Below are 21,576 nucleotides of genomic sequence, written 5' to 3'. Positions count from 1 at the left end.
CGGTGTCCTAGCACGGAACGCACGTGCACAAAATTTACCCCGGCAGAATGCCTGCCGGAAACTTGTTCATTTTTTCATCGCTTCCACGATTTTGCGCTTGAGTGCCACCGTGGAAATTGTAAGCTTTTACCAATCGGTCAATTTATCGATGACCCATCCAGCGAAGGCAAGCCCAGGGCGGCCCGAAGCCAGAAGAAGATGGCGCGAAGACCCAAGGGAACAGCAGCCGGACATCAGCACACCCGGCTGAAACAGATGAAGGAATGAACGTATGGTGGCGGCACCAGGCGAAAACCTGCGCGTGAACGGCGACAGGCTGTGGGAAACCCTGATGGACATGGCGAAGGTCGGCCCCGGCATTGCCGGCGGCAACAACCGCCAGACGCTGACGGATGCCGATGGCGAGGGCCGCCATCTGTTCCAAACGTGGTGCAAGGCGGCGGGCCTGACCATGGGCGTCGACAAGATGGGTACTATGTTCGCCACCCGCCCCGGCACCGATCCGGATGCGCTGCCCGTCTATGTGGGCAGCCATCTCGATACCCAGCCGACCGGCGGCAAGTATGACGGCGTGCTTGGCGTGCTGGCCGGGCTTGAGGTCATCCGCACGATGAACGACCTCGGCATCAAGACGAAGCACCCGATCGTCGTGACCAACTGGGCCAACGAGGAAGGTGCGCGCTTTGCCCCCGCCATGCTGGCCTCCGGCGTGTTCGCCGGCATGCACTCCCTCGATTATGCCTATGGCCGCAAGGATCCCGAGGGCAAGACCTATGGCGAGGAGCTGAAGCGCATCGGCTGGCTGGGCGAGGAAGAGGTGGGCGCGCGCAAGATGCACGCCTATTTCGAGTATCACATCGAGCAGGGCCCGATCCTCGAAGCCGAGCAGAAGCAGATCGGCGTCGTCACCCACTGCCAGGGCCTCTGGTGGCTGGAATTCACCCTCACCGGCAAGGAGGCCCATACCGGCTCCACGCCGATGGCCATGCGGGTGAATGCCGGGCTTGCCCTGTCGCGCATCATCGAGATGGTGCAGGGGGTTGCCATGGAGGAACAGCCGGGCGCCGTTGCCGGCGTCGGCCAGGTGTTCTTCTCGCCCAATTCCCGCAATGTGCTGCCGGGCAAGGTGGTGTTCACCGTCGACCTGCGCACGCCCTCCCAGGAAAAGCTTGATCGCATGCGGGCGAAGATCGAGGCGGAAGCGGCCAACATCTGCGCACCCCTCGGCGTCGGCTGCTCGGTGGAGGCCGTCGGCCATTTCGACCCCGTGACCTTCGATCCTGTGCTCGTGGAGCGAGTGCGCGGTGCTGCCGAAAAGCTCGGCTACAGCCATATGGACATCATTTCCGGCGCCGGCCACGATGCCTGCTGGGCCGCCCGGGTGGCCCCCTCCACCATGATCTTCTGCCCCTGCGTCGGCGGGCTTTCCCACAACGAGGCCGAGGAGATTTCCAAGGAATGGGCCGCCGCCGGCTGCGACGTGCTGTTCCATGCGGTGGTGGAAACGGCGGAGATCGTGGGGTGAGTGTGTTGATGCATCTGGCCCCCTCATCCGCCCTTCGGGCACCTTCTCCCCGGTGGGGCGAAGGGAGGGAGCCTGTTGCACCGGCATCAACACACGTTGAGCGTTCCACCCGCAGAACAATCAGGCCGGATGAAAACGGCAGCGGCAGACATCCCTTCTCCCCCACGGGGAGAAGGTGGCCCGAAGGGTCGGATGAGGGGGCGGCCCGGATGGCCAAGCAAAGTGTCACGAAGCGCCGCCCCGGCAAGACCAAACATGCCCGACATCTTCGGCAGCTGGAAACCGAAGAGGAACATTACCTCTGGAGCGACCTGCGCGCGCGCCGGCTGAGCGGCTACAAATTTGCCCGCCAGATCCCCCTCGGCCCCTATGTTGTGGATTTCCTCTGCCGGGAAAAAGGCCTGGTCGTTGAACTGGACGGCAGCCAGCATGCAGAGAGCCTGCATGATATCGTTCGGACCCGCTGGCTGAACAGCCAGGGTTATTCCGTCATCCGCTTCTGGAACCATGAGGTGCTGCGAGAGCGTCTGGCCGTGCTGGAAACCATTCTGGCGGTTCTGGACGGGCGGCTGACGGAAGGCTGCAACACCATCCGTTTTTCGCCGGCAGATCGGAGGGCGAAATGATACGACTCGCCTGTACGCCCCCCTCATCCGCCCTTCGGGCACCTTTTCCCCGAGGGGAGAAGGGAGAGCGCACGCCGTCCCGTCAGAGACCACGCTTAACCCCGCTGGTTGCTGACCTTGCGCCCCCAGACCCTTTCCCATCGCTCAGGCACGTTACAACGACGCATACCGTGAGAAAGGGAGCGCATGCCGTGCCAAAGATCCCTTCTCCCCTCGGGGAGAAGGGGGCCGGAGGGCGGATGAGGGGGAACGCCCCATGACAAGCCACGATTATTCCCGGGAGAGACACACATCATGACCACAGTCATCAAGAACGGCACCATCGTCACCGCCGATCTCACCTACAAGGCCGACGTCAAGGTCGATGGCGGGAAGATCATCGAGATCGGCCCGAACCTTGCGGGCGATACGGTTCTCGATGCCACGGGCTGTTACGTCATGCCGGGCGGGATCGATCCGCATGTGCATCTGGAAATGCCGTTCATGGGCACCTATTCCGCCGATGATTTCGAAAGCGGCACGCGGGCGGCGCTGGCCGGCGGCACGACGATGGTGGTGGATTTCTGTCTGCCCGATCCTGGCCAGTCACTGCTCGATGCGCTGAAGCGCTGGGACAACAAGGCGACGCGGGCCAATTGCGATTATTCCTTCCACATGTCCGTCACCTGGTGGGGCGAGCAGGTGTTCAACGACATGAAGACCGTGGTGCAGGAAAAGGGCATCAACACCTTCAAGCACTTCATGGCCTACAAGGGCGCGCTGATGGTGAACGATGACGAGATGTTCGCCTCCTTTTCGCGCTGCGCGGAGCTTGGCGCGCTGCCGCTCGTCCATGCCGAAAACGGCGACGTGGTGGCCGCCATGCAAGCCAAGTTGATGGATGAGGGCAATAATGGCCCCGAAGCCCATGCCTATTCGAGGCCCGCGACCGTGGAAGGCGAAGCGACCAACCGCGCCATCATCATCGCCGACATGGCGGGCGCGCCGCTTTACGTCGTCCACACCTCCTGCGAGCAGGCGCATGAAGCGATCCGCCGCGCGCGCCAGAACGGCATGCGCGTCTATGGCGAGCCGCTGATCCAGCACCTGACGCTGGACGAAACCGAATATGCCCATCCGGACTGGGACCATGCGGCGCGCCGCGTCATGTCCCCGCCCTTCCGCAACAAGCAGCATCAGGATTCGCTGTGGGCCGGCCTTGCCGCGGGCTCCCTGCAGGTGGTGGCGACCGATCACTGCGCCTTCACCACCGACCAGAAGCGCTACGGCATCGGCGATTTCCGAAAGATCCCGAACGGCACCGGCGGTCTGGAAGACCGCATGCCGATGCTGTGGACCTATGGCGTGGCGACCGGCCGCATCACCATGAACGAGTTCGTCGCGGTCACCTCCACCAACATCGCGAAAATCCTCAATGTCTATCCGAGAAAGGGCGCAATCCTGGTCGGCGCCGATGCCGATCTCGTCGTCTGGGATCCGGCCAAGGAAAAGACGATCACCGCGAAAAGCCAGCAGTCCGCCATCGATTACAACGTCTTCGAGGGCAAGACCGTCAAGGGCCTGCCGCGCTATACGCTGACCCGCGGCGTGGTCGCCATCGAGGATGGCGCCATCAAGACCCGCGAGGGCCATGGCCAGTTCGTCGCCCGCGAGCCTTATCCGGCCGTCTCCAAGGCGCTGTCCACCTGGAAGGAACTGACGGCGCCGCGCAAGGTGGAACGCACGGGCATTCCGGCTTCGGGCGTGTGAGCGGTTCGATGACGGCGGTGCGCGCGTTACAGATCCCCCTCTGCCCGATCGGGCATCTTCCGCTGATGGCGGGAGATGGGGTTGGTGCACGCGCCGTAAAGCCGATCCTGGGGCTTTCGCTCCTGCGGCGAATCCCGGCCTGGGATCCGGCGGTGTCGTGCCGCCGGGTTACGCCCCACCCGCAAACCTCCCCGATACGGCACCACGCCCCCGCGGCCCTCAAAGCCCAAAAATCCTCAGCCCGCCAGCGCATCCAGTTCCGGCAAAAGCACGACGCTTTCCTGTTCGTTGGGGTCGGTGCGGGCAATGATCGCTGTCGCCGGCTCGTCGAAGGAATTGGCGGGAAGGTGCGGCACGCCGGCCGGAATGTAGAAAAGCTCGCCGGCGCTCACCACCACATGGTGCTCCAGCCGCTCGCCATACCAGGTGTCGACCCGGCCGGAGAGCATGTAGATCGCCGTTTCGTGGTTCTCGTGCAGATGCGCCTTGGCCCGCGCGCCGGGCGGCATGGTGAGAATGTGCATGCAGATGCCCTTAGCCCCCACCGTCTCGGCTGCAATGCCTTCAAAATAGTTGAGCCCCTGCTTGCCGGCATAGGTCGCGCCCGGCTTCACCAGCCGGCAGGTGGGCTTCGATGATGCATCCATGTCAGAAATCCTCCATCCGGCTCTCCGGCGGCGGCTCCCAAGACCTGCCGGTTCGGCCACAGCCACAGAAGATAGCAGATAAAATGCCCCTGACCATTTCCCAGTCCCCGCCGGAGTGTTTTGCATGACAAGCGCCGCCTCCGTCGTTTCAGCCCGCGATCTGGGTCTCACCTTCGACACCAATGACGGCCCGGTGCATGCGCTGGCCGGCGTCAATCTCGATATCCGCAAGGGGGACTTCGTCTCCTTTATCGGCCCCTCCGGCTGCGGCAAGACCACGTTTTTGCGTGTCATTGCCGACCTTGAAAAGCACACCACGGGCTCGATCGAGATCAACGGCATGACGCCGGAAAATGCCCGCCTCGCCCGCGCCTACGGCTATGTCTTCCAGGCGGCCGCCCTTTATCCCTGGCGCACCATCGAAAAGAATATCGCGCTGCCGCTCGAAATCATGGGCTACGGCGCAGACGACCAGAAGAGGCGGATCGCTGAGATGCTCGACCTCGTCAACCTCTCGGGCTTCGGCAAGAAATATCCGTGGCAGCTTTCCGGCGGCATGCAGCAGCGCGCCTCGATCGCCCGCGCGCTTGCCTTCGATGCCGACCTGCTGCTGATGGACGAACCTTTTGGCGCGCTGGATGAAATCGTGCGCGATCACCTCAACGAACAGCTGCTGAAGCTGTGGGACAAGACCAACAAGACCATCTGCTTCGTCACCCATTCCATTCCGGAAGCCGTCTATCTCTCCACCCGCATCGTGGTGATGAGCCCGCGCCCCGGCCGCGTCACCGACGTCATCGAATCCACCCTGCCCCGCGAGCGCCCTCTGGAAATCCGCGACACGCCAGAATTCCTGGAAATCGCCCACCGCGTGCGCGAGGGGCTGAAGGCGGGGCATAGCTATGAGGAGTAGGCTTCAAGATAAGAGCTCCTTGATGAGGGAGCTTGTCCCATGACAGCCCCCTCCCTCTTCCGCGACCGCATCCTGCCGGTCCTCACCGTGATTGCTGCAATCCTCGTCCTCTGGCACGGGGCAGTGATCTATCTCAATGCGCCCTTCGTGCGGGATCAGGCGGCGCGGGCCGGGCAGAGCGTGACGCTCGGCCAGATCGTCAGCCAGACGCTGAACCAGGAGCGGCCGGTGCTGCCGGCGCCGCACCAGATCATGGCCGAACTCTGGGATACGACGGTCGCAAAACCTGTCACCTCCAAGCGCAGCCTCGTCTACCATGCCTGGGTCACGCTGTCGGCTACCCTGATGGGCTTTGGCATGGGCAGCCTGCTCGGCATCGTGCTGGCCGTCGGCATCGTGCACAACCGGGCCATGGACAAGTCGCTGATGCCCTGGGTGATCGCCAGCCAGACGATCCCGATCCTTGCCATCGCACCGATGATCATCGTGGTCCTCAACTCCATCGGCATTTCCGGCCTGCTGCCGAAGGCGCTGATCTCCACCTACCTTTCCTTCTTCCCGGTGGTGGTCGGCATGGTGAAGGGCTTGCGCAGCCCCGATACGCTGCTGCTCGACCTGATGCACACCTATAATGCCAGTTCCACCCAGACCTTCTGGAAGCTGCGCTGGCCGGCGGCCATGCCCTATCTCTTCACCTCGCTGAAGGTGGCGATTGCGATTTCGCTGGTCGGCGCCATCGTCGGCGAACTGCCGACAGGCGCCGTCGCCGGCCTTGGCGCCCGCCTGCTCTCCGGCTCCTATTACGGCCAGACGATCCAGATCTGGGCGGCGCTGTTCATGGCGGCGGCGCTGGCGGCCGTGCTCGTCTCCATCGTCGGGGCAGCCCACGGCCTCGTCCTGAAGCGCATGGGGGTGAAGTCATGAACGCCTATCTGTTTACCGCCCTCCTCGTCTGGCTTTGCGCCTGGGCGCTCAACGAATGGCTGGTGCGGCTGAAGCCTGCCACTCCCGCCGGCCAGCGCGCCATCGGTATCGGCGTGCCGCTGATCTTCGGCATCACGCTGCTCATCATCTGGGAATGTGTGGTGCTCGGTTTTTCCATCCCGCCGATCCTGCTTCCGGCCCCGACCGCCATCTGGGTGAAACTCTCGGGCTCCGTGCCGGTGCTCTGGGCGGACTTCCAGCAGACTTTTCTGAAATCGGTGATCACCGGCTATATCGCCGGCTGCGGGCTGGGCTTCATCGTGGCGATCCTGATCGATCGCTCTCCCTTCCTGCAGAAAGGCCTGCTGCCAATCGGCAATTTCGTCTCGGCGCTGCCGGTCGTCGGCGTCGCCCCGATCATGGTCATGTGGTTCGGTTTCGACTGGCCCTCCAAGGTCGCCGTCGTGGTGATCATGACCTTTTTCCCGATGCTGGTGAACACGGTGCAGGGGCTTGCCGCCGCCAGCCACATGGAACGCGACCTGATGCGCACCTATGCCGCCAGTTGGTGGCAGACACTCGTCAAGCTGCGCCTGCCGGCCGCCTGGCCCTTCATCTTCAACGCACTGAAAATCAACTCCACGTTGGCACTGATCGGCGCTATCGTGGCGGAATTCTTCGGCACGCCCATCGTCGGCATGGGCTTTCGCATCTCCACCGAGGTGGGGCGCGCGAACATCGACATGGTCTGGGCCGAAATCGCGGTGGCCGCGGTGGCCGGCTCGGTCTTCTACGGTTTGGTGGCGCTCAGCGAAAGGGCCGTCACCTTCTGGCACCCGTCCGTCCGCGGTGGGCGGCGGTAACGATGAAAAAGAGGGAACTGAAACAATGAAAGCCAAGATCGCATCGCTGATGCTGGCCGCTGCCGTCTCGCTGACGGCGATGTCGGCCGCCGCCGCCGACAAGGTGACGCTGCAGCTGAAATGGGTGACGCAGGCCCAGTTCGCCGGCTATTACGTTGCCAAGGACAAGGGCTTCTACAAGGAGGAAGGCCTCGACGTCGATATCAAGCCCGGCGGTCCGGACATTGCTCCCCCGCAGGTTCTGGCCGGCGGCGGTGCCGACGTGATCGTCGACTGGATGCCGTCCGCGCTTGCCACGCGCGAAAAGGGTGTACCGCTCGTCAACATCGCCCAGCCCTTCAAGAAGTCTGGCATGATGCTGACCTGCCTCAAGGAAACCGGCATTGCCAAGCCCGCAGACTTCAAGGGCAAGACGCTCGGCGTCTGGTTCTTCGGCAACGAATATCCGTTCCTGTCCTGGATGGCGCATCTCGGCATCAAGACGGATGGATCCGCCGATGGCGTGAAGGTGCTGAAGCAGGGCTTCAACGTCGATCCGCTCCTGCAGAAGCAGGCCGCCTGCATTTCCACCATGACCTACAACGAATACTGGCAGGTCATCGATGCCGGCATCAAGCCGGACCAGCTCGTCACCTTCAAGTACGAGGACGAGGGCGTCGCCACGCTCGAAGACGGCCTCTACGTGCTGGAAGACAAGCTGAAGGACCCGGCCTTCAAGGAAAAGATGGTGAAGTTCGTCCGCGCCTCGATGAAGGGCTGGAAGTGGGCCGAGGCCAATCCGGATGCCGCAGCCGGCATCGTGCTGGAAAACGACGCGTCCGGCGCCCAGACCGAAAAGCACCAGAAGCGGATGATGGGCGAAGTGGCCAAGCTGACCGCCGGATCCAAGGGCGCACTCGACGTGGCCGACTATGAGCGCACCGTCAAGACCCTGCTCGGCGGCGGTTCCGACCCGGTCATCACCAAGGCACCGTCCGGCGCCTATACGCTCGACATCACCAATGCCGCGCTGAAGTAAATCTCGCTCGGCAGGCCAGATTTATGTAACGCGCAGCCGTCCGGACAGAATCCGCGGCTGCGCGTTTTCCGTTACACCATGTCGCAATCAGCAAAACCGTCGTTATCCGCGATTGAACGCTCAGCGTGCAGCCGTTAGACTTGATCACGTTTTCTTGTCTGGTGACCTTGTGCAGGCACATCTGCGTAACCACCTGACAGCAGGTTGACGGGGGGAATGGGAGCCCGGCCGCTGACGCGCATGCAATGTCATGGCGGATCGGCGGTCGTATCGTGGAGGATGATCTGCGCCCGGCCTTTCAACTGCAGTTGGCATGAATGAAGCAATCGGGTCGGACGGAATGATCATTTCTCGCAAATCGATGACTGCAGTTCTTGTGGCCGGCCTGGCCGGCGGCATGATGGTCGCACCGGCTGCGGCGCAGGAGCCCGCCGCAAAGGCCGAGGAAATCCGCCTTCCCTCCATCGTCGTCACCAAGGCGGCGGAGCGGGCGCTCGTCGACAGCGTGGTCGCCAGCGGCACAATACGCCCGGTCCAGGACGTTTTCGTGCAGCCTCTCGTGGACGGCCTCTCGATCAAGACCCTGAATGCCGATGTCGGCGACCGGGTTGCCGCAGGTGCCGTGGTTGCGACGCTGAACAGTGACACGCTGATCCTGCAGAAGAGCCAGCTCGAGGCCAACAAGGCCAAGGCCGAAGCCGCCCTCGCCCAGTATCGCGCCCAGGTGATCGAGGCCGAGGCCAATGCCAAGGACGCCGTCCGCCAGCGCGACCGGGCGATCACGCTGAGCCGCAACGGCACCGTGTCGACCTCGCAGGTTGAACAACTGACCGCGACCGCAGACGCCGCCGATGCGCGCCTCAATGCCGCCCGTCAGGCCGTCAGCGTCGGAGAAGCCGACATCAAGGTGGTCGACACCCAGATTGACGATATCAATCTCAAGCTGGCCCGCACGGATGTGAAGGCGCCGGTCGGCGGCATCATTTCGGTACGCGATGCAAAAGTGGGCGCCATCGCCATGGGATCGGGCACGCCGCTCTTCACCATGATCCGCGACGGCGAGATCGAGCTGGTGGCGGATGTGCCGGAAAGCGAGATCGGCCGGATCAAGGCCGGCCAGATGGCACGGGTCACCGTTGCCGGCACCCGAACGGCGCTGCCCGGCAAGGTGCGCCTCGTCTCGCCGCTCGTCGACCAGACCACCCGCCTCGGTTCGGTGCGCATCGTGGTGGACGGCAATTCCGGCGCCAAATCGGGCATGTATGCGAGCGCGCAGATCATCATCCGCGAGACGACATCGCTTGCCCTGCCGCAAGCGGCGGTCAACACCGAACGGGCTGGCGCGATCGTGCGCAAGGTCGAGAACAATGTCGTCAAGCAGGTCGTCGTCGAAACCGGCATTCAGGACCGCGGCTATGTCGAGATCCTGAGCGGGCTCGCCAGCGGCGACGTGGTGGTGGCGAAGGCAGGTGCCTTCGTGCGCGACGGAGACCACATTACCCCGGTCTTTGCCGAAACGCTTGCAGCGAACTGACGGGAACGACGCGTCATGAACTTTTCCGCCTGGTCCATCCGCAATCCGGTCGCGCCGCTTCTGGCCTTTGCGCTGCTGGTGTTTCTCGGCATCGGCGCCTTCAACAAGCTGCCGATCACCCGCTTTCCGAACATCGACGTGCCGGTGGTGGCCATCACCGTGACCCAGAGTGGCGCCTCGCCCTCCGAACTGGAAATGCAGGTCACCAAGGAAGTGGAAGATGCCGTCGCCTCGATCAGCGGCGTCGATGAGATCGGCTCCACGGTGACCGACGGGAAGTCGCTGACCTCGGTCCTGTTTCGCATCGAGAAGCCGACCGAGGAGGCCGTACAGGACGTCAAGGACGCGATCGACCGCATTCGCGGCAACCTTCCGGCCTCGGTCGATGAACCGATCGTCTCCAAGGTGGATGTGGAAGGCCAGGCGATCCAGACCTTTGCCGTCTCCTCGCCCAACATGACGCTGGAGGAGCTTTCCTGGTTCGTCGACGACACGATCAAGCGCGCCCTGCAGGGCCAGCCCGGGATCGGCCGTATCGACCGCTACGGCGGCGCCGAACGCGAAATCCGGGTGGCGCTCGATCCGGAAAAGCTCAGCGCCTACCGCATCACCGCCCCCGACGTGAATGCGCAGCTGCGCAGCGTCAACATCGACCTCGGCTCCGGCCGCGGCCAGGTGGGTGGCAGCGAACAGGGCATCCGCACGCTCGGCGATGCCCGCAGCGTCGCCGACCTCGCCAATACGACCATTGCCCTGTCGAACGGCAGGTTCGTGAAGCTTTCCGATCTCGGCACCGTCACGGACACCTATGAGGAGCCGAAGTCCTTCGCGCATTTCAACGGCGAACCGACGGTGACCTTCGCCGTGTTCCGCTCCAAGGGCGCGAGCGAGGTTTCGGTTGCGCAGACGGTCGGAACCCAGCTGGACAAGATCCGCACGGCCCATCCCGATGTCAGCATCCAGATGGTGGACGATTCCGTCTATTTCACCTACGGCAATTATGAAGCGGCGATCCACACTCTGATCGAAGGCGCCATTCTGGCCGTCATCGTCGTGCTTCTTTTCCTGCGCAACTGGCGCGCCACGCTGATTTCCGCCATAGCCCTGCCGCTGTCGGCCATTCCCACCTTCTGGATAATGGACCTGCTCGGATTCTCGCTCAATCTCGTCAGCTTCCTGGCCCTGACGCTGGCGACCGGTATTCTCGTCGACGACGCCATCGTCGAGGTGGAGAACATCGCCCGTCACATCAAGATGGGCAAGACGCCCTACCGCGCCGCCCTCGAGGCCGCCGACGAGATCGGCCTTGCTGTTATCGCGACAAGCTTCACCATCATCGCCGTCTTCGTGCCTGTCTCGTTCATGCCGGGCATTCCGGGCCAGTATTTCATCCAGTTTGGTCTGACGGTGGCGATATCGGTCTTCTTCTCGCTCTTGGTGGCGCGCCTCATCACGCCGCTGATGGCCGCCTATCTGATGCGCGCCGAAGACGCGATGGACGACCATCACGACAATGACGGCCGGATCATGAAGGCCTATACCCGCCTTGTGACCGGCACGACGAAGCGCTGGTACATGCGCTATGCGACACTGGTCGGCGCGATTGCCTTCCTCCTCGGCTCGATGTATCTGCTGTCGCAGGTGCCGGGCAGCTTCCTGCCGCCGGAAGATCGCTCGCGGATCACGCTGTCGGTGGAACTGCCCCCAAGTGCGACGCTGGAGGAAACGTCCGCGACCACCAATGCGCTCTATCAGATCATCAAGCCCATCGAAGGCGTGCACAGCGTGTTTGTCCTCGACGGCAGCACACCGAAGGGTGATCTGGAACTGCGCCGCGCGACGATCAACGTCATTCTCGGCAATATCGAGCACTCGCTGATCAAAACCCTGGTCAACAAGGGGCTGGGTTCCATCCCCTTCATCGGTCCGTCCATCCCGAAAATGGCGATCGAGGGCCGCACACGACCGCAATGGGAGATCGAGAAGGAGATTTTCGCCAAGGTGCATGCGGTTCCGGATGTGCGCATCACCAAGCTCAACGATCGCGGCGAACGCGAACTCTCGTTCAACTTCCTCGCCGATAACAGCGATGAACTGGATGATGCGGTTGCCCAGCTCGAAAGCCGGCTGCGCGCCTCGCCGATTCTCGCCAATGTGTCCTCCGAAGGCGCCCTGCCGCGTCCCGAACTGCAGATCCGTCCGCGCAAGGACGAAGCGGCCCGGCTCGGCATCACACCGCAGCAGATTTCCGAAACCGTGCGCGTCGCCACCATCGGCGACGTGGACGCGGCGCTGCCGAAGATCTCGCTCGACAGCCGTCTGATCCCCATCCGCTCGCAGGCATCCCTCGACGTGCGCCGTGACCTTCAGGCGATCCGCAATCTCAGGATCAAGACAGCGACCGGCGCGACCGTGCCGCTCGCAAGCGTCGCCGACATCGATTATTCGGAAGGCCCGAGCTCGATCAAGCGCAACAATCGCAACCGCGTTGTCTCGATCGGATCCGACGTGCCGCAGGGAACAGCGCTCGATACGGCAACGGACGAATTCAAGCGGATCGTCGCAGAGACCAAGCTGCCGCCCGGCGTGCGCCTGGCCGAAAGCGGCGATGCCAAGATCCAGGCGGAAATGGTGCAGGGCTTTGCCAATGCCATGCTGCTTGGCCTGCTGCTGGTGCTCGTCGTGCTGATCCTGCTGTTCAAGGACGTGATCCAGCCCTTCACCATTCTCTTCTCGCTGCCGCTTGCCATCGGCGGGGTGGCGCTCGGGCTGATCCTCACCAACAATGCGCTCTCCATGCCGGTGCTGATCGGCATCCTGATGCTGATGGGCATCGTGACGAAGAACGCCATTCTGCTGGTGGATTTTGCCATCGAGATGCGTCGCCACGGCATGGAACGGGTGGCGGCCATGGTGGAGGCCGGCCGCAAGCGCGCCCGCCCGATCATCATGACTTCGATCGCCATGTCGGCGGGCATGCTGCCGTCTGCACTCGGCGTCGGCGAAGGCGGCTCCTTCCGTTCGCCGATGGCGATTGCCGTGATCGGCGGCATCATCGTCTCCACGGTGCTGAGCCTTGTGGTGGTGCCGGCCTTCTTCCTGATCATGGACGACCTGTCGGGTCTGCTCGGCCGTGTCTTCAGCCGCTTCGTGGGCAAGAAGGAAGTGGAGGATCCGGTGCTGAGCGACGAGGAACTGTCGCGCACTGCCCGTGAAAACCAGCGGCGTATTGCCGAGTTGCAGCAGCGGCTGGATGCCCTGCAAAGCAGGACCGGCGAGACGGAACGCACCACAACCTCTGCAGGAAACAATGTTTTGCGCCTGCCGCCTCTTGCCGCAGAATAGGTATTGAAAATCAGCAAAAATTCCGTCGCACCCACAAGGCCCGGTTTGATCGACGTCAAATCGGGCCTTGTTTCGAGGTGCTAATCTTCTCCCCGGTTCGCAGTCCGAAGGGCGATGCAGTGCAAGGGGAGCGACGCAAGATGCTGGACAGAAATCACAGAGCCAATCACCGGGAACGCAGCCTGCTTTCCAAGACGGGTTTCATGCGAGCGCTTTCGCCAAGCGCCCTCGCCCGCCTGCTGGACAGCGCGCACATCACCGCGCTTCCCGCACGCGCAACGATCTTCCGCGAAGGCGAGCCGGCCATGGCCTTTTACGCCTTGCTGAGCGGGTATGTGCGCCTCTACCGCGTCAGCCGCGATGGACGCCAGGCGGATATCCGCATCTGCGGGCCGGGCGATATCTTTGCCGAATGCCTGATCTATGGCGGAGACATCTATCGATTCAACGCACAGGCCGCGGAAAATGTCAGCCTCGCGCGGTTCGACATGCAGGATGTGCGCGAGCTTGCCGAACAGGACCCGACCGTTTCGAAGGCGATCATGGCGACGCTCTCCGACCACCTGCTGTCGACGATGGATTGCGTGGTCAATGACCGGCTCCACACCGCTCCGCAGCGGGTGGCAGACTATCTTCTGACCCGTTGCCCGAGCGACAACGGTCCGGCCTCGATCCGCCTGCCCTATCAGAAGAGCCTGCTGGCCGGCATGCTGGGGCTTGCGCCGGAAGCGCTCTCGCGCGCCTTCTCGTCGCTGCGCCGCACCGGCGTCACCGTGCGCGGCCGTGTCATCCAGATCGGCGACGTGGAGGCGTTGAAGGAAATATAGGCCAACCGGCCGCACGCCGATGCCCGGTCGCCGAAGACCGTCAGGCCGGGCTGAACCGCCAGACGTCACCGGCACGTTCAACCTGCATGAAACCGGAGACATGACCGCCGGAAGCCACCCAGTGCTCGCGGCTGGCGCGCGTGAAAATCGACCGGCGGCTCGCCGCTCCTGCGGCGGGATCGGCATCGTAGATGAAGCAGACATCGGGATCGGCAAGTTGCAGGGACGGCACATGGACCAGATCGCCCCAGAGCAGAAGCCGCCCGTCGCCTTCGCCGATGAGATAGCCGAAATGGCCAGGCGTGTGGCCCGGCATCGCAATCGCCTCGATGCCCCGCAGAACCGGGCCTTCCTCCACCGGCTTCACCCGGTCGCCGTAGGTTGCCAGCAACCGTGCCGCAATGTCGAAACCGCCACTGCGATAGGCGGGAACCGTGGCCTTCAGGGCGGCATTGCCGAAGAAATCGAGATCGGGTTTCGGCGCATGGACGTCAGCATTCGGAAAATAGCGCCCCGTTTCGCCAAAAAGGCCGAGCGCATGATCGCCATGCAGGTGGGTCAGCAGCACGCGCACGACGTCGGCCGGCTGAATGCCGGCGGCGGCGAGCGCTTCCCGCCCCAGCCCGAGTTGCGGGCCCCAGAACGGTCCCGTTCCCGCATCGACGAGACTGATGCCGTCCGGCCCCTTGAGCACGAACAGGTTGACGTCCATGTCCACCGTCGGCTTTCCCCAGGCTGCGACCGCCGCATCCTGTGCCGCCTGACTGGTGGCATGGGAAAGGTGCTCGATCGGCGCCTGATAAACGCCGTCGACCAACACGCTCACCTCATAGGCGCCGAACCGCCGCGCCTCAGACATGCTGCAAACCGCCATGCGTTTCGAGGAAGCGGACGATATGATCGACGCCCTCGCCGCGCTTCAGATCGGTGAAGACGAAAGGCATGCCGGCGCGCTGTCTGCTGGCGTCGCGGTCCATCACGTCGAGATCCGCCCCGACATAAGGGGCCAGATCCTTCTTGTTGATGACGAGCAGGTCCGAGCGGGTGATGCCCGGGCCGCCCTTGCGGGGAATTTCCTCGCCCTGACAGGTGGAAATCACATAGATGGTGATGTCGGCCAAATCAGGCGAGAAGGTGGCTGCCAGATTGTCGCCGCCCGATTCGATGAAGACGACATCGAGATCCGGAAAGCGCTCGTTCAGCCCGGCAATCGCCTGCAGGTTGATCGTCGCATCCTCGCGGATGGCGGTATGCGGGCAGCCGCCGGTTTCCACGCCAACAATGCGGTCGGAGGAGAGCGCCTGCATGCGCACCAGCGCCTCCGCATCTTCCTTGGTGTAGATGTCATTGGTGACGACGGCGACGGAATACTGTTCGCGCATCGCCTTGCAGAGCTTTTCCGTCAAGGCCGTCTTGCCGGAGCCGACCGGCCCGCCAATGCCGACGCGAAGAGGTCCGTTTGCGGATGTCATGATTGCTATGCCCTTTCGAGTTCTGGGATCGCAGAATAGCGCCGTCGCTGCGGCGCACAAGGCGGCAAATTTCAGGACCGGAACAGACGCGAAACCTGCACCTCGTGCCGGAGCGAGGCGATGTCGGCCTGCACGGTTGCCGTGCCGAGATCGTCAGGACTGGCGCTTGCCGCCCGCGCCGCCACATCGGCCATCACCGGCTCCAGCCGGGCCAGGATCGCCACCCCCTGTTGCTGGCCGGCGACCCCGAGGCGGATGCCGGCCGACACCCCTTGCGACAGAGCCGCATGCAGGAAGGCGGCCAGTGCCGGAACGGCGCCAATAGCATGCGCTTCCGCCACCGCGCCGACGGCCACCGGATAAGGGCAGTCGCGCGGCAGGGCGGCGAACACGGGATGCGGCCAGGCGGTGGCGGCCGCGATAAAGGCACGGCCAAGCAACAGCGTTTCCAGGTGCCGTTCCGCCGAGCCCGCCAGCGCGAGCCCCAGGTCGGCCAGTTCCGTCAGCGCCCCGGCGTCCCCCTTGGCAGCCTGTGCCTCAGCAAACAGAACCGCATCGTTCCACAGCGTTCCATGCGCCAGAAGCGTCGACAGCCACTGTTTCAGACTTGCCGCGTCGGTGACCAGGCGGTCGTGCACAGCACGCTCCAGCCCCCCGGAATAGGCAAAGCCGCCGACCGGAAAGGCCGGCGAAAGCCAGGCCATCAGCCGCAGCAGGGCCTGCGTTTCCAGCGCTCCCGGCATCACGGCTCAATCGTGGTGATGGTCGTGGCCATGGTCATGGCCGTGCGCGTGATCATGGCTGTGGCCATGCCCATGATAGGCACCGCGGGCCGGCTGGAAGGGTTCTTCCACATCCGTCACCGTGGCGCCCAGCCCTTGCAGCATGGCGCGGATCACGTGATCGCGCAGAATGAGGATGCGGCCTTCTTCGATCTGTGCCGAGAGATGGCGGTTGCCGAGATGCCAGGCAAGTTCGATCAGATGCAGCGGCGAGCGCGCCTTCACCTCGAACAGCTTTTCCGCCGCCGCCTTCACTTCCACCGTATCGCCATTGTCCAGCACCAGCCGGTCGCCATCGTGGAACAGCACGGCCTCCTTCAGGTCGAGCATCACCATGTCGCCGTTCGAGAGATGCAGGAGCTTGCGGCGCAGGTGGCGCAGATCGTGCGGAAGCGTGACGGTATCGACGGGCGGATCGGACACTTCGCCGGCCGGACGATAGGAATGGACATGCTGCATGGGATTTCTGTTCCTGTGACTTCGCCGCCATCATTGCCAAGCCGGCCGCACCTGACAAGCGGGATTTTGCAATGCACAGGGGATGGACGGGAAGCGGCATCTCGAAAGCCCCCTCATCCGCCCTTCGGGCAATGGACGGGGCAGCGCATCGAAACGCACCGCCCCCACATAGAAACTCAGGCGGCTTCCTTGCGGCGCAGCGTCTCGAGAATGTTCTGCGGCGAGGAGACGCCGTAGGGATCGCTGTCGCAATTGTCGGAGAAGCCTTCCTCCTCGAACCACTGCTCGACCACGCCATTGTTGATGACGGCGGCATAGCGCCAGGAACGCAGGCCGAAGCCGAGATTGTCCTTGGCGACCAGCATACCCATCTTGCGGGTGAACTCGCCGGAACCGTCAGGGATCAGCTTGACGTTTTCCAGACCCTGCGACTTGCCCCAGGCATTCATCACGAAGGCATCGTTGACGGAGATGCAGTAGATCTCGTCAATGCCTTCCGCCTGGAAGTCCGGATAGAGCTTTTCAAAATCCGGCAACTGATAGGTGGAGCAGGTAGGCGTAAACGCGCCCGGCAGCGAGAACAGCACGACGCGCTTGCCGGCGAAGTAATCGCTCGACGTTACGTCCTGCCAGCGGAAGGGGTTGGGACCGCCAATCGATTCATCGCGAACGCGCGTGCGGAAGGTAACATCGGGCACCTTGCGGCCAATCAGCATGGTTCATCTCCTTGAAATTGATAGCGCCCCGGCACATGTGCGGGCTTAACCTACCCTTCCCCCTTAGTGAATTTTTGCGTGCAGCGCAGCATGGAAGGCCGATTTCAACAGCGGCGCATGGGAGCCATGCAAATGGCGCATGACACAAGCGGCGAGACGACCAATTCGTCGCGGGCTTCGCATCACTGTCACTGCGCCGAAACACCTCACAGCGCCTTGCGGAAATAGACCACCCGCTGGGTCTCCTCAAAGCCCCAGGCAGCATGAGCCTCATGCGAGACAAGGTTCTCAAGTCGCGCATCCGAGCAGAGCTCCACATATCCCTCGGCCTGCAATTCCGCTTGGATGGCGCAGAGAAGTGCCGCGCCGACACCCAGACGCCGCACTGCCGGCTCCACCCATATTCCTTCCAGAAACGGCACCGGGGTCTGCGTACAGCCATTGGCATAATCGCGAATCGAGACCTCGGCAAAACCGTAGGCCTCACCGGTCGATCCAGCGGCAAGATAGGCCCGATGACGGACATTACCGACCATCGTGACGATCTCCGCACGATGGCCGTCGAGATCAAGGCTCTGCCACAGGCAGGCGCGCATGCGGGACCAGACGTCCAGGTCCGTCCCGGTCATTTTTCGGATTTCGATGGTCATCGTCGTACCGGTCGAAAAAAGAAACAAAGGTAGGCGAGGAACGGAAGAAACAGGCGATCTTTGCGTCTCAATCTCTGCTTTCCCGCCCGTGCCAAATCCGGACCACGATCAGAGTGTCCCGCGCCTCGTCCAGTCTGTAACGAAGAACATAGGCGCCAGCGCCGAATGGAATGAAAAATTGGCGCTCGCCCGGCCGCCCCTCCACTTCCACACCAAGCTTCGGAGTGTCCCGGAGACGAAAAAAGCCGCCCCTGATCGCCAACATAGCTTTTTGCGCCGCAAGAGGATTCCGCACCAGGAGAAAGCTGCGAAGACGGATAAGATCCTCCCTGGCCTCAGGCAGAACAACAATCTTCACGCAGCGCCGGCCGCCTTACGACCTGCCTCGTCAGCCAAAGATTGAAGCTCCACAATCATGTCCTCGAAGGAAATGCATTCGCCGGTCTCCAGATATTTCGCCCATCGGCGATCGTCCTCGGCGAACTCGGCCTCCTGGCGCTCCACATCCTCCGCATGATGCCGCAAAACGCTTTCCGCCAGTTCAGACACGGTCGAGCCTTCGCGTTCCGCGATGACCGCGAGACGCTTTTTCAAATCACCGTCGATGCTGACAGTCTCCTTGATGCTCATGCGACATCCTAGCACAGACCATCAGCGGACCAAAGAGGCTCTCAAAACAGGAAATACCGCTGCGCCATCGGCAGTACGGTAGCGGGCTCGCAGGTCAGCAGCTCGCCGTCGGCACGCACCTCGTAGGTTTCCGGATCGACTTCCACATGCGGCGTCAGGTCGTTGTGGATCATCGACTTCTTGGAAATGCCGCCGCGGGTGTTCTTCACCGCCACCAGTTGCTTGGCAACGCCAAGACGGTTGGCAAGGCCGGCATCGAGCGCTGCCTGCGAGACGAAGGTGACGGACGAGTTCGTGCGGGCCTTGCCATAGGCGCCGAACATCGGGCGATAATGCACCGGCTGCGGCGTCGGGATCGAGGCGTTCGGATCGCCCATAGGGGCTGCCGCAATCACGCCGCCCATCAGCACCATATCCGGCTTCACGCCGAAGAAGGCCGGGTTCCAGATCACGAGGTCGGCGCGCTTGCCGACTTCCACCGAGCCGATCTCGTGGGAAACGCCATGGGCGATCGCCGGGTTGATGGTGTATTTCGCGACATAACGCTTGACGCGGAAATTGTCGTTGTCGCCGGTTTCCTGGGCAAGCGCACCACGCTGGCGCTTCATCTTGTCGGCCGTCTGCCAGGTGCGGATGATCACTTCGCCGACGCGGCCCATGGCCTGGCTGTCCGAGGAGATGATCGAGAAGGCGCCGATATCGTGCAGGATGTCTTCGGCCGCAATGGTTTCCTTGCGGATACGGCTTTCGGCAAAGGCGATGTCTTCGGGGATCGACGGCGACAGGTGATGGCAGACCATCAGCATGTCGAGATGTTCGGCAAGCGTGTTGACCGTGTAGGGCCGCGTCGGGTTGGTGGAGGACGGGATGACGTTCAACTCGCCGCAGATCTTGATGATATCAGGCGCGTGGCCGCCGCCCGCCCCTTCCGTGTGGAAGGCATGGATGGTGCGGCCGTTGATGGCGCCGACCGTATCCTCCACGAAGCCGCTCTCGTTCAGCGTATCGGTGTGGATCATCACCTGCACGTCATACTGATCGGCGACCGAGAGGCAGCAGTCGATGGCGCCCGGCGTCGTGCCCCAGTCCTCATGCAGCTTCAGCGAGGTGGCGCCCGCCAGCACCATTTCCTCCAGCGCGCCGGGCAGCGAGGCATTGCCCTTGCCGGCAAAGGCAAGGTTCATCGGGAAAGCGTCGGCCGCCTCGATCATCCGGGCAATGTGCCAGGGGCCGGGCGTGCAGGTGGTGGCAAGCGTGCCATGCGCGGGGCCGGTGCCGCCGCCCAGCATGCAGGTGAGGCCGCTCATCAGCGCTTCCTCGATCTGCTGCGGGCAGATGAAGTGGATATGCGCATCCATGCCGCCGGCGGTCACGATCTTGCCCTCGCCGGCAATCGCTTCCGTGCCGGGGCCGACAATGATGTTGACGCCCGGCTGCGTATCCGGGTTGCCGGCCTTGCCGATCGCGACGATGCGGCCGTCCTTGAGCCCGATATCGGCCTTCACGATGCCGGAATGATCGACGATCACCGCATTGGTGATCACGGTATCGACGGCCCCGTTGGCACGGGTCACCTGGCTCTGGCCCATGCCGTCGCGGATCACCTTGCCGCCGCCGAACTTCACCTCCTCGCCATAGGTGGTGAAATCCTTCTCCACCTCGATGAAGAGTTCGGTATCGGCAAGGCGCACCTTGTCGCCGATGGTCGGGCCGAACATGCTGGCATAGGCGGCGCGGGAAATCTTGTAGGGCATGGGCTTGCTCGCTCCAGTCTCGCAGTCGGGCTGCCGGCGCCCCTCGCGCCGGACAAGCCCCGGTCATTGTTGGCCGATCGTCTCGGCAAGTTGTTTCAGTTCGTCGGTTCGCACTTCGCTGAGTTCCGCCTTGCAGGCGATCACCAGCATGGGTTCGATCGTGCCGCCGCGGGCGGCAAAACCTTCCGCCGTGCACTGGCCGTCGCGATAGGCGATCCAGGCGCGTTGGGCGGCCAGCAAGGCCTGCTCGCCACCGCGTTGCTCGGCACTGAGGCTCGCATCGCGATCGGCCATCGCCTTGCGGGTCAGCATCCACTGGGCATTCAGGCCCGCATCGGCCTTCTCGAAATCCTTCTGTGCGCACAGCGTCATGTCCGCCTGGGTCACGGCCTTGTCGCAGGCAACTGTCGGCTCCTCGGCGGAACTCGGTCCGTCCACCAGCAGCACGCAGCCGCACAGCATGGAGAGAAGGGCCAGTTTCATGCGCGGCGCATCCCTTTCGAAGGCTCTAGAGCTTGCCCATCACCTGCTGGCGGAAACCATAGACCTCGCGCTTGCCGGAGAGCGGAATGAGGGTGACCTCCCGCGTCTGCCCCGGTTCGAAGCGCACGGCTGTACCGGCCGGAATATCGAGCCGCATGCCGCGCGCCTTGTCGCGCTCGAAGGAGAGACCGGCATTGGTCTCGAAGAAATGATAGTGGCTGCCCACCTGCACCGGACGGTCGCCGGTATTGGCAACCGCCAGCGTTACTGTCGGCTGGCCGGCATTCAGTTCGATTTCGCCCTTGGCGGATATGATTTCACCGGGTATCATCGGCGTCTCCTCAAGCCTGTCAGCGGATCGGTTCGTGGACGGTCACCAGCTTGGTGCCATCCGGAAAGGTCGCTTCCACCTGCACGTCGTGGATCATCTCGGCAATGCCTTCCATCACCTGGTCGCGGGTCACCACATGGGCGCCGGCTTCCATCAGGTCGGCCACGGCGCGGCCGTCGCGGGCGCCTTCCACGACGAAATCGGTGATCAGCGCAATGGCTTCCGGATAGTTCAGCTTCACGCCGCGCTCCAGCCGCCGGCGGGCGACGATTGCCGCCATGGAGATCAGGAGCTTGTCTTTTTCTCTCGGGCTGAGGTTCATGGGTTC

The 21,576-nt window shown here is 63.2% G+C and carries 23 protein-coding genes; 10 read left to right on the top strand and 13 right to left on the bottom strand.

What is annotated here, in order from left to right:
• The first annotated feature begins 271 nt into the window (after positions 1 to 271).
• The 3 genes from FNA46_RS19040 to hydA all read left to right on the top strand — a co-directional run bounded on the left by FNA46_RS19040 (position 272) and on the right by hydA (position 3,900).
• Entirely contained in the window at positions 272 to 1,525 is a 1,254-nt protein-coding gene (locus tag FNA46_RS19040; RefSeq protein WP_143126791.1) for a Zn-dependent hydrolase, read from the top strand.
• 209 nt (positions 1,526 to 1,734) lie between these two features.
• On the top strand, positions 1,735 to 2,151 hold the full coding sequence (locus FNA46_RS19035) for an endonuclease domain-containing protein (protein WP_246103208.1): 417 nt from the start codon (positions 1,735 to 1,737) through the stop codon (positions 2,149 to 2,151).
• A 294-nt stretch (positions 2,152 to 2,445) separates the two neighbouring features.
• Positions 2,446 to 3,900 (top strand): dihydropyrimidinase, encoded by a 1,455-nt coding sequence (gene hydA, locus FNA46_RS19030; RefSeq protein ID WP_143126790.1) that lies wholly within the window; start codon positions 2,446 to 2,448, stop codon positions 3,898 to 3,900.
• 236 nt (positions 3,901 to 4,136) lie between these two features.
• Here the strand turns inward: hydA and FNA46_RS19025 are convergent, their stop codons facing one another.
• Complete coding sequence (locus FNA46_RS19025) at positions 4,137 to 4,547, bottom strand: cupin domain-containing protein (RefSeq protein WP_143126789.1); 411 nt, start codon at positions 4,545 to 4,547, stop codon at positions 4,137 to 4,139.
• Between the two features lie 124 nt (positions 4,548 to 4,671).
• Between FNA46_RS19025 and FNA46_RS19020 the strand changes: the two genes are divergently transcribed.
• The 7 genes from FNA46_RS19020 to FNA46_RS18990 all read left to right on the top strand — a co-directional run bounded on the left by FNA46_RS19020 (position 4,672) and on the right by FNA46_RS18990 (position 13,971).
• Positions 4,672 to 5,460 carry an ABC transporter ATP-binding protein gene (locus FNA46_RS19020; RefSeq protein ID WP_143126788.1) on the top strand — a complete coding sequence of 263 codons (789 nt, stop codon included), beginning with the start codon at positions 4,672 to 4,674 and terminating at the stop codon, positions 5,458 to 5,460.
• 39 nt (positions 5,461 to 5,499) lie between these two features.
• Positions 5,500 to 6,384, top strand: a complete 885-nt coding sequence (locus tag FNA46_RS19015) for an ABC transporter permease (RefSeq protein WP_143126787.1) — start codon at positions 5,500 to 5,502, stop codon at positions 6,382 to 6,384.
• Positions 6,381 to 7,247, top strand: coding sequence for an ABC transporter permease (locus tag FNA46_RS19010; RefSeq protein WP_143126786.1), 867 nt, complete (start codon positions 6,381 to 6,383; stop codon positions 7,245 to 7,247). The genes FNA46_RS19015 and FNA46_RS19010 overlap by 4 nt, the downstream gene beginning before the upstream one ends.
• 25 nt (positions 7,248 to 7,272) lie before the next feature.
• Entirely contained in the window at positions 7,273 to 8,265 is a 993-nt protein-coding gene (locus FNA46_RS19005; RefSeq protein WP_143126785.1) for an ABC transporter substrate-binding protein, read from the top strand.
• Between the two features lie 361 nt (positions 8,266 to 8,626).
• On the top strand, positions 8,627 to 9,799 hold the full coding sequence (locus FNA46_RS19000; RefSeq protein WP_425468784.1) for an efflux RND transporter periplasmic adaptor subunit: 1,173 nt from the start codon (positions 8,627 to 8,629) through the stop codon (positions 9,797 to 9,799).
• Between the two features lie 15 nt (positions 9,800 to 9,814).
• Positions 9,815 to 13,144, top strand: coding sequence for an efflux RND transporter permease subunit (locus tag FNA46_RS18995; protein ID WP_143126783.1), 3,330 nt, complete (start codon positions 9,815 to 9,817; stop codon positions 13,142 to 13,144).
• 140 nt (positions 13,145 to 13,284) lie between these two features.
• A complete protein-coding gene (locus tag FNA46_RS18990) occupies positions 13,285 to 13,971 on the top strand; it encodes a Crp/Fnr family transcriptional regulator (RefSeq protein ID WP_143126782.1) in 687 nt (228 codons plus the stop codon).
• 40 nt (positions 13,972 to 14,011) lie between these two features.
• Here the strand turns inward: FNA46_RS18990 and aidB are convergent, their stop codons facing one another.
• The 12 genes from aidB to FNA46_RS18930 form a co-directional block, all read right to left on the bottom strand.
• Positions 14,012 to 14,830 (bottom strand): AidB family quorum-quenching N-acyl homoserine lactonase, encoded by an 819-nt coding sequence (gene aidB / locus FNA46_RS18985; RefSeq protein ID WP_143126781.1) that lies wholly within the window; start codon positions 14,828 to 14,830, stop codon positions 14,012 to 14,014.
• Entirely contained in the window at positions 14,823 to 15,443 is a 621-nt protein-coding gene (ureG, locus tag FNA46_RS18980; protein ID WP_143126780.1) for an urease accessory protein UreG, read from the bottom strand. Before ureG ends, aidB begins: the two co-directional genes overlap by 8 nt.
• Before the next feature lie 71 nt (positions 15,444 to 15,514).
• A complete protein-coding gene (locus FNA46_RS18975) occupies positions 15,515 to 16,186 on the bottom strand; it encodes an urease accessory protein UreF (RefSeq protein WP_143126779.1) in 672 nt (223 codons plus the stop codon).
• 6 nt (positions 16,187 to 16,192) lie between these two features.
• Positions 16,193 to 16,684, bottom strand: coding sequence for an urease accessory protein UreE (gene ureE / locus FNA46_RS18970; protein ID WP_143126778.1), 492 nt, complete (start codon positions 16,682 to 16,684; stop codon positions 16,193 to 16,195).
• Between the two features lie 176 nt (positions 16,685 to 16,860).
• Entirely contained in the window at positions 16,861 to 17,397 is a 537-nt protein-coding gene (locus FNA46_RS18965; protein WP_185969914.1) for a peroxiredoxin, read from the bottom strand.
• Positions 17,398 to 17,606: 209 nt separating this feature from the next.
• Positions 17,607 to 18,029 (bottom strand): GNAT family N-acetyltransferase, encoded by a 423-nt coding sequence (locus FNA46_RS18960; RefSeq protein WP_246103207.1) that lies wholly within the window; start codon positions 18,027 to 18,029, stop codon positions 17,607 to 17,609.
• A gap of 88 nt (positions 18,030 to 18,117) precedes the next feature.
• On the bottom strand, positions 18,118 to 18,408 hold the full coding sequence (locus FNA46_RS26655; protein WP_143126775.1) for a type II toxin-antitoxin system RelE/ParE family toxin: 291 nt from the start codon (positions 18,406 to 18,408) through the stop codon (positions 18,118 to 18,120).
• A complete protein-coding gene (locus tag FNA46_RS18950; protein WP_143126774.1) occupies positions 18,405 to 18,680 on the bottom strand; it encodes a ribbon-helix-helix protein, CopG family in 276 nt (91 codons plus the stop codon). The genes FNA46_RS26655 and FNA46_RS18950 overlap by 4 nt, the downstream gene beginning before the upstream one ends.
• Positions 18,681 to 18,721: 41 nt before the next feature.
• Entirely contained in the window at positions 18,722 to 20,434 is a 1,713-nt protein-coding gene (gene ureC / locus FNA46_RS18945) for an urease subunit alpha (RefSeq protein ID WP_143126773.1), read from the bottom strand.
• A 63-nt stretch (positions 20,435 to 20,497) separates the two neighbouring features.
• A complete protein-coding gene (locus FNA46_RS18940) occupies positions 20,498 to 20,917 on the bottom strand; it encodes a lysozyme inhibitor LprI family protein (protein ID WP_143126772.1) in 420 nt (139 codons plus the stop codon).
• 25 nt (positions 20,918 to 20,942) lie between these two features.
• Complete coding sequence (locus FNA46_RS18935) at positions 20,943 to 21,248, bottom strand: urease subunit beta (protein ID WP_143126771.1); 306 nt, start codon at positions 21,246 to 21,248, stop codon at positions 20,943 to 20,945.
• A gap of 19 nt (positions 21,249 to 21,267) precedes the next feature.
• Complete coding sequence (locus tag FNA46_RS18930) at positions 21,268 to 21,570, bottom strand: urease subunit gamma (RefSeq protein ID WP_143126770.1); 303 nt, start codon at positions 21,568 to 21,570, stop codon at positions 21,268 to 21,270.
• Between the last annotated feature and the right edge of the window lie 6 nt (positions 21,571 to 21,576).

The sequence above is a fragment of the Affinirhizobium straminoryzae genome, from assembly GCF_007004135.1.
Lineage (GTDB): Bacteria > Pseudomonadota > Alphaproteobacteria > Rhizobiales > Rhizobiaceae > Neorhizobium > Neorhizobium straminoryzae.
Note: the sequence above shows the minus strand (reverse complement) of the source record. Positions and strands in the feature narration are given on the sequence as shown.

Excerpts from the sequence above, each read along its gene's own strand:
- FNA46_RS19040 (WP_143126791.1), top strand. The coding sequence starts at position 272 with ATGGTGGCGGCACCAGGCGAAAACCTGCGCGTGAACGGCGACAGGCTG.
- FNA46_RS19035 (WP_246103208.1), top strand. The coding sequence starts at position 1,735 with ATGGCCAAGCAAAGTGTCACGAAGCGCCGCCCCGGCAAGACCAAACAT.
- hydA (WP_143126790.1), top strand. The coding sequence starts at position 2,446 with ATGACCACAGTCATCAAGAACGGCACCATCGTCACCGCCGATCTCACC.
- FNA46_RS19025 (WP_143126789.1), bottom strand. The coding sequence starts at position 4,547 with ATGGATGCATCATCGAAGCCCACCTGCCGGCTGGTGAAGCCGGGCGCG.
- FNA46_RS19020 (WP_143126788.1), top strand. The coding sequence starts at position 4,672 with ATGACAAGCGCCGCCTCCGTCGTTTCAGCCCGCGATCTGGGTCTCACC.
- FNA46_RS19015 (WP_143126787.1), top strand. The coding sequence starts at position 5,500 with ATGACAGCCCCCTCCCTCTTCCGCGACCGCATCCTGCCGGTCCTCACC.
- FNA46_RS19010 (WP_143126786.1), top strand. The coding sequence starts at position 6,381 with ATGAACGCCTATCTGTTTACCGCCCTCCTCGTCTGGCTTTGCGCCTGG.
- FNA46_RS19005 (WP_143126785.1), top strand. The coding sequence starts at position 7,273 with ATGAAAGCCAAGATCGCATCGCTGATGCTGGCCGCTGCCGTCTCGCTG.
- FNA46_RS19000 (WP_425468784.1), top strand. The coding sequence starts at position 8,627 with ATGACTGCAGTTCTTGTGGCCGGCCTGGCCGGCGGCATGATGGTCGCA.
- FNA46_RS18995 (WP_143126783.1), top strand. The coding sequence starts at position 9,815 with ATGAACTTTTCCGCCTGGTCCATCCGCAATCCGGTCGCGCCGCTTCTG.
- FNA46_RS18990 (WP_143126782.1), top strand. The coding sequence starts at position 13,285 with ATGCTGGACAGAAATCACAGAGCCAATCACCGGGAACGCAGCCTGCTT.
- aidB (WP_143126781.1), bottom strand. The coding sequence starts at position 14,830 with ATGTCTGAGGCGCGGCGGTTCGGCGCCTATGAGGTGAGCGTGTTGGTC.
- ureG (WP_143126780.1), bottom strand. The coding sequence starts at position 15,443 with ATGACATCCGCAAACGGACCTCTTCGCGTCGGCATTGGCGGGCCGGTC.
- FNA46_RS18975 (WP_143126779.1), bottom strand. The coding sequence starts at position 16,186 with ATGCCGGGAGCGCTGGAAACGCAGGCCCTGCTGCGGCTGATGGCCTGG.
- ureE (WP_143126778.1), bottom strand. The coding sequence starts at position 16,684 with ATGCAGCATGTCCATTCCTATCGTCCGGCCGGCGAAGTGTCCGATCCG.
- FNA46_RS18960 (WP_246103207.1), bottom strand. The coding sequence starts at position 18,029 with ATGACCGGGACGGACCTGGACGTCTGGTCCCGCATGCGCGCCTGCCTG.
- FNA46_RS18950 (WP_143126774.1), bottom strand. The coding sequence starts at position 18,680 with ATGAGCATCAAGGAGACTGTCAGCATCGACGGTGATTTGAAAAAGCGT.
- ureC (WP_143126773.1), bottom strand. The coding sequence starts at position 20,434 with ATGCCCTACAAGATTTCCCGCGCCGCCTATGCCAGCATGTTCGGCCCG.
- FNA46_RS18940 (WP_143126772.1), bottom strand. The coding sequence starts at position 20,917 with ATGAAACTGGCCCTTCTCTCCATGCTGTGCGGCTGCGTGCTGCTGGTG.
- FNA46_RS18935 (WP_143126771.1), bottom strand. The coding sequence starts at position 21,248 with ATGATACCCGGTGAAATCATATCCGCCAAGGGCGAAATCGAACTGAAT.
- FNA46_RS18930 (WP_143126770.1), bottom strand. The coding sequence starts at position 21,570 with ATGAACCTCAGCCCGAGAGAAAAAGACAAGCTCCTGATCTCCATGGCG.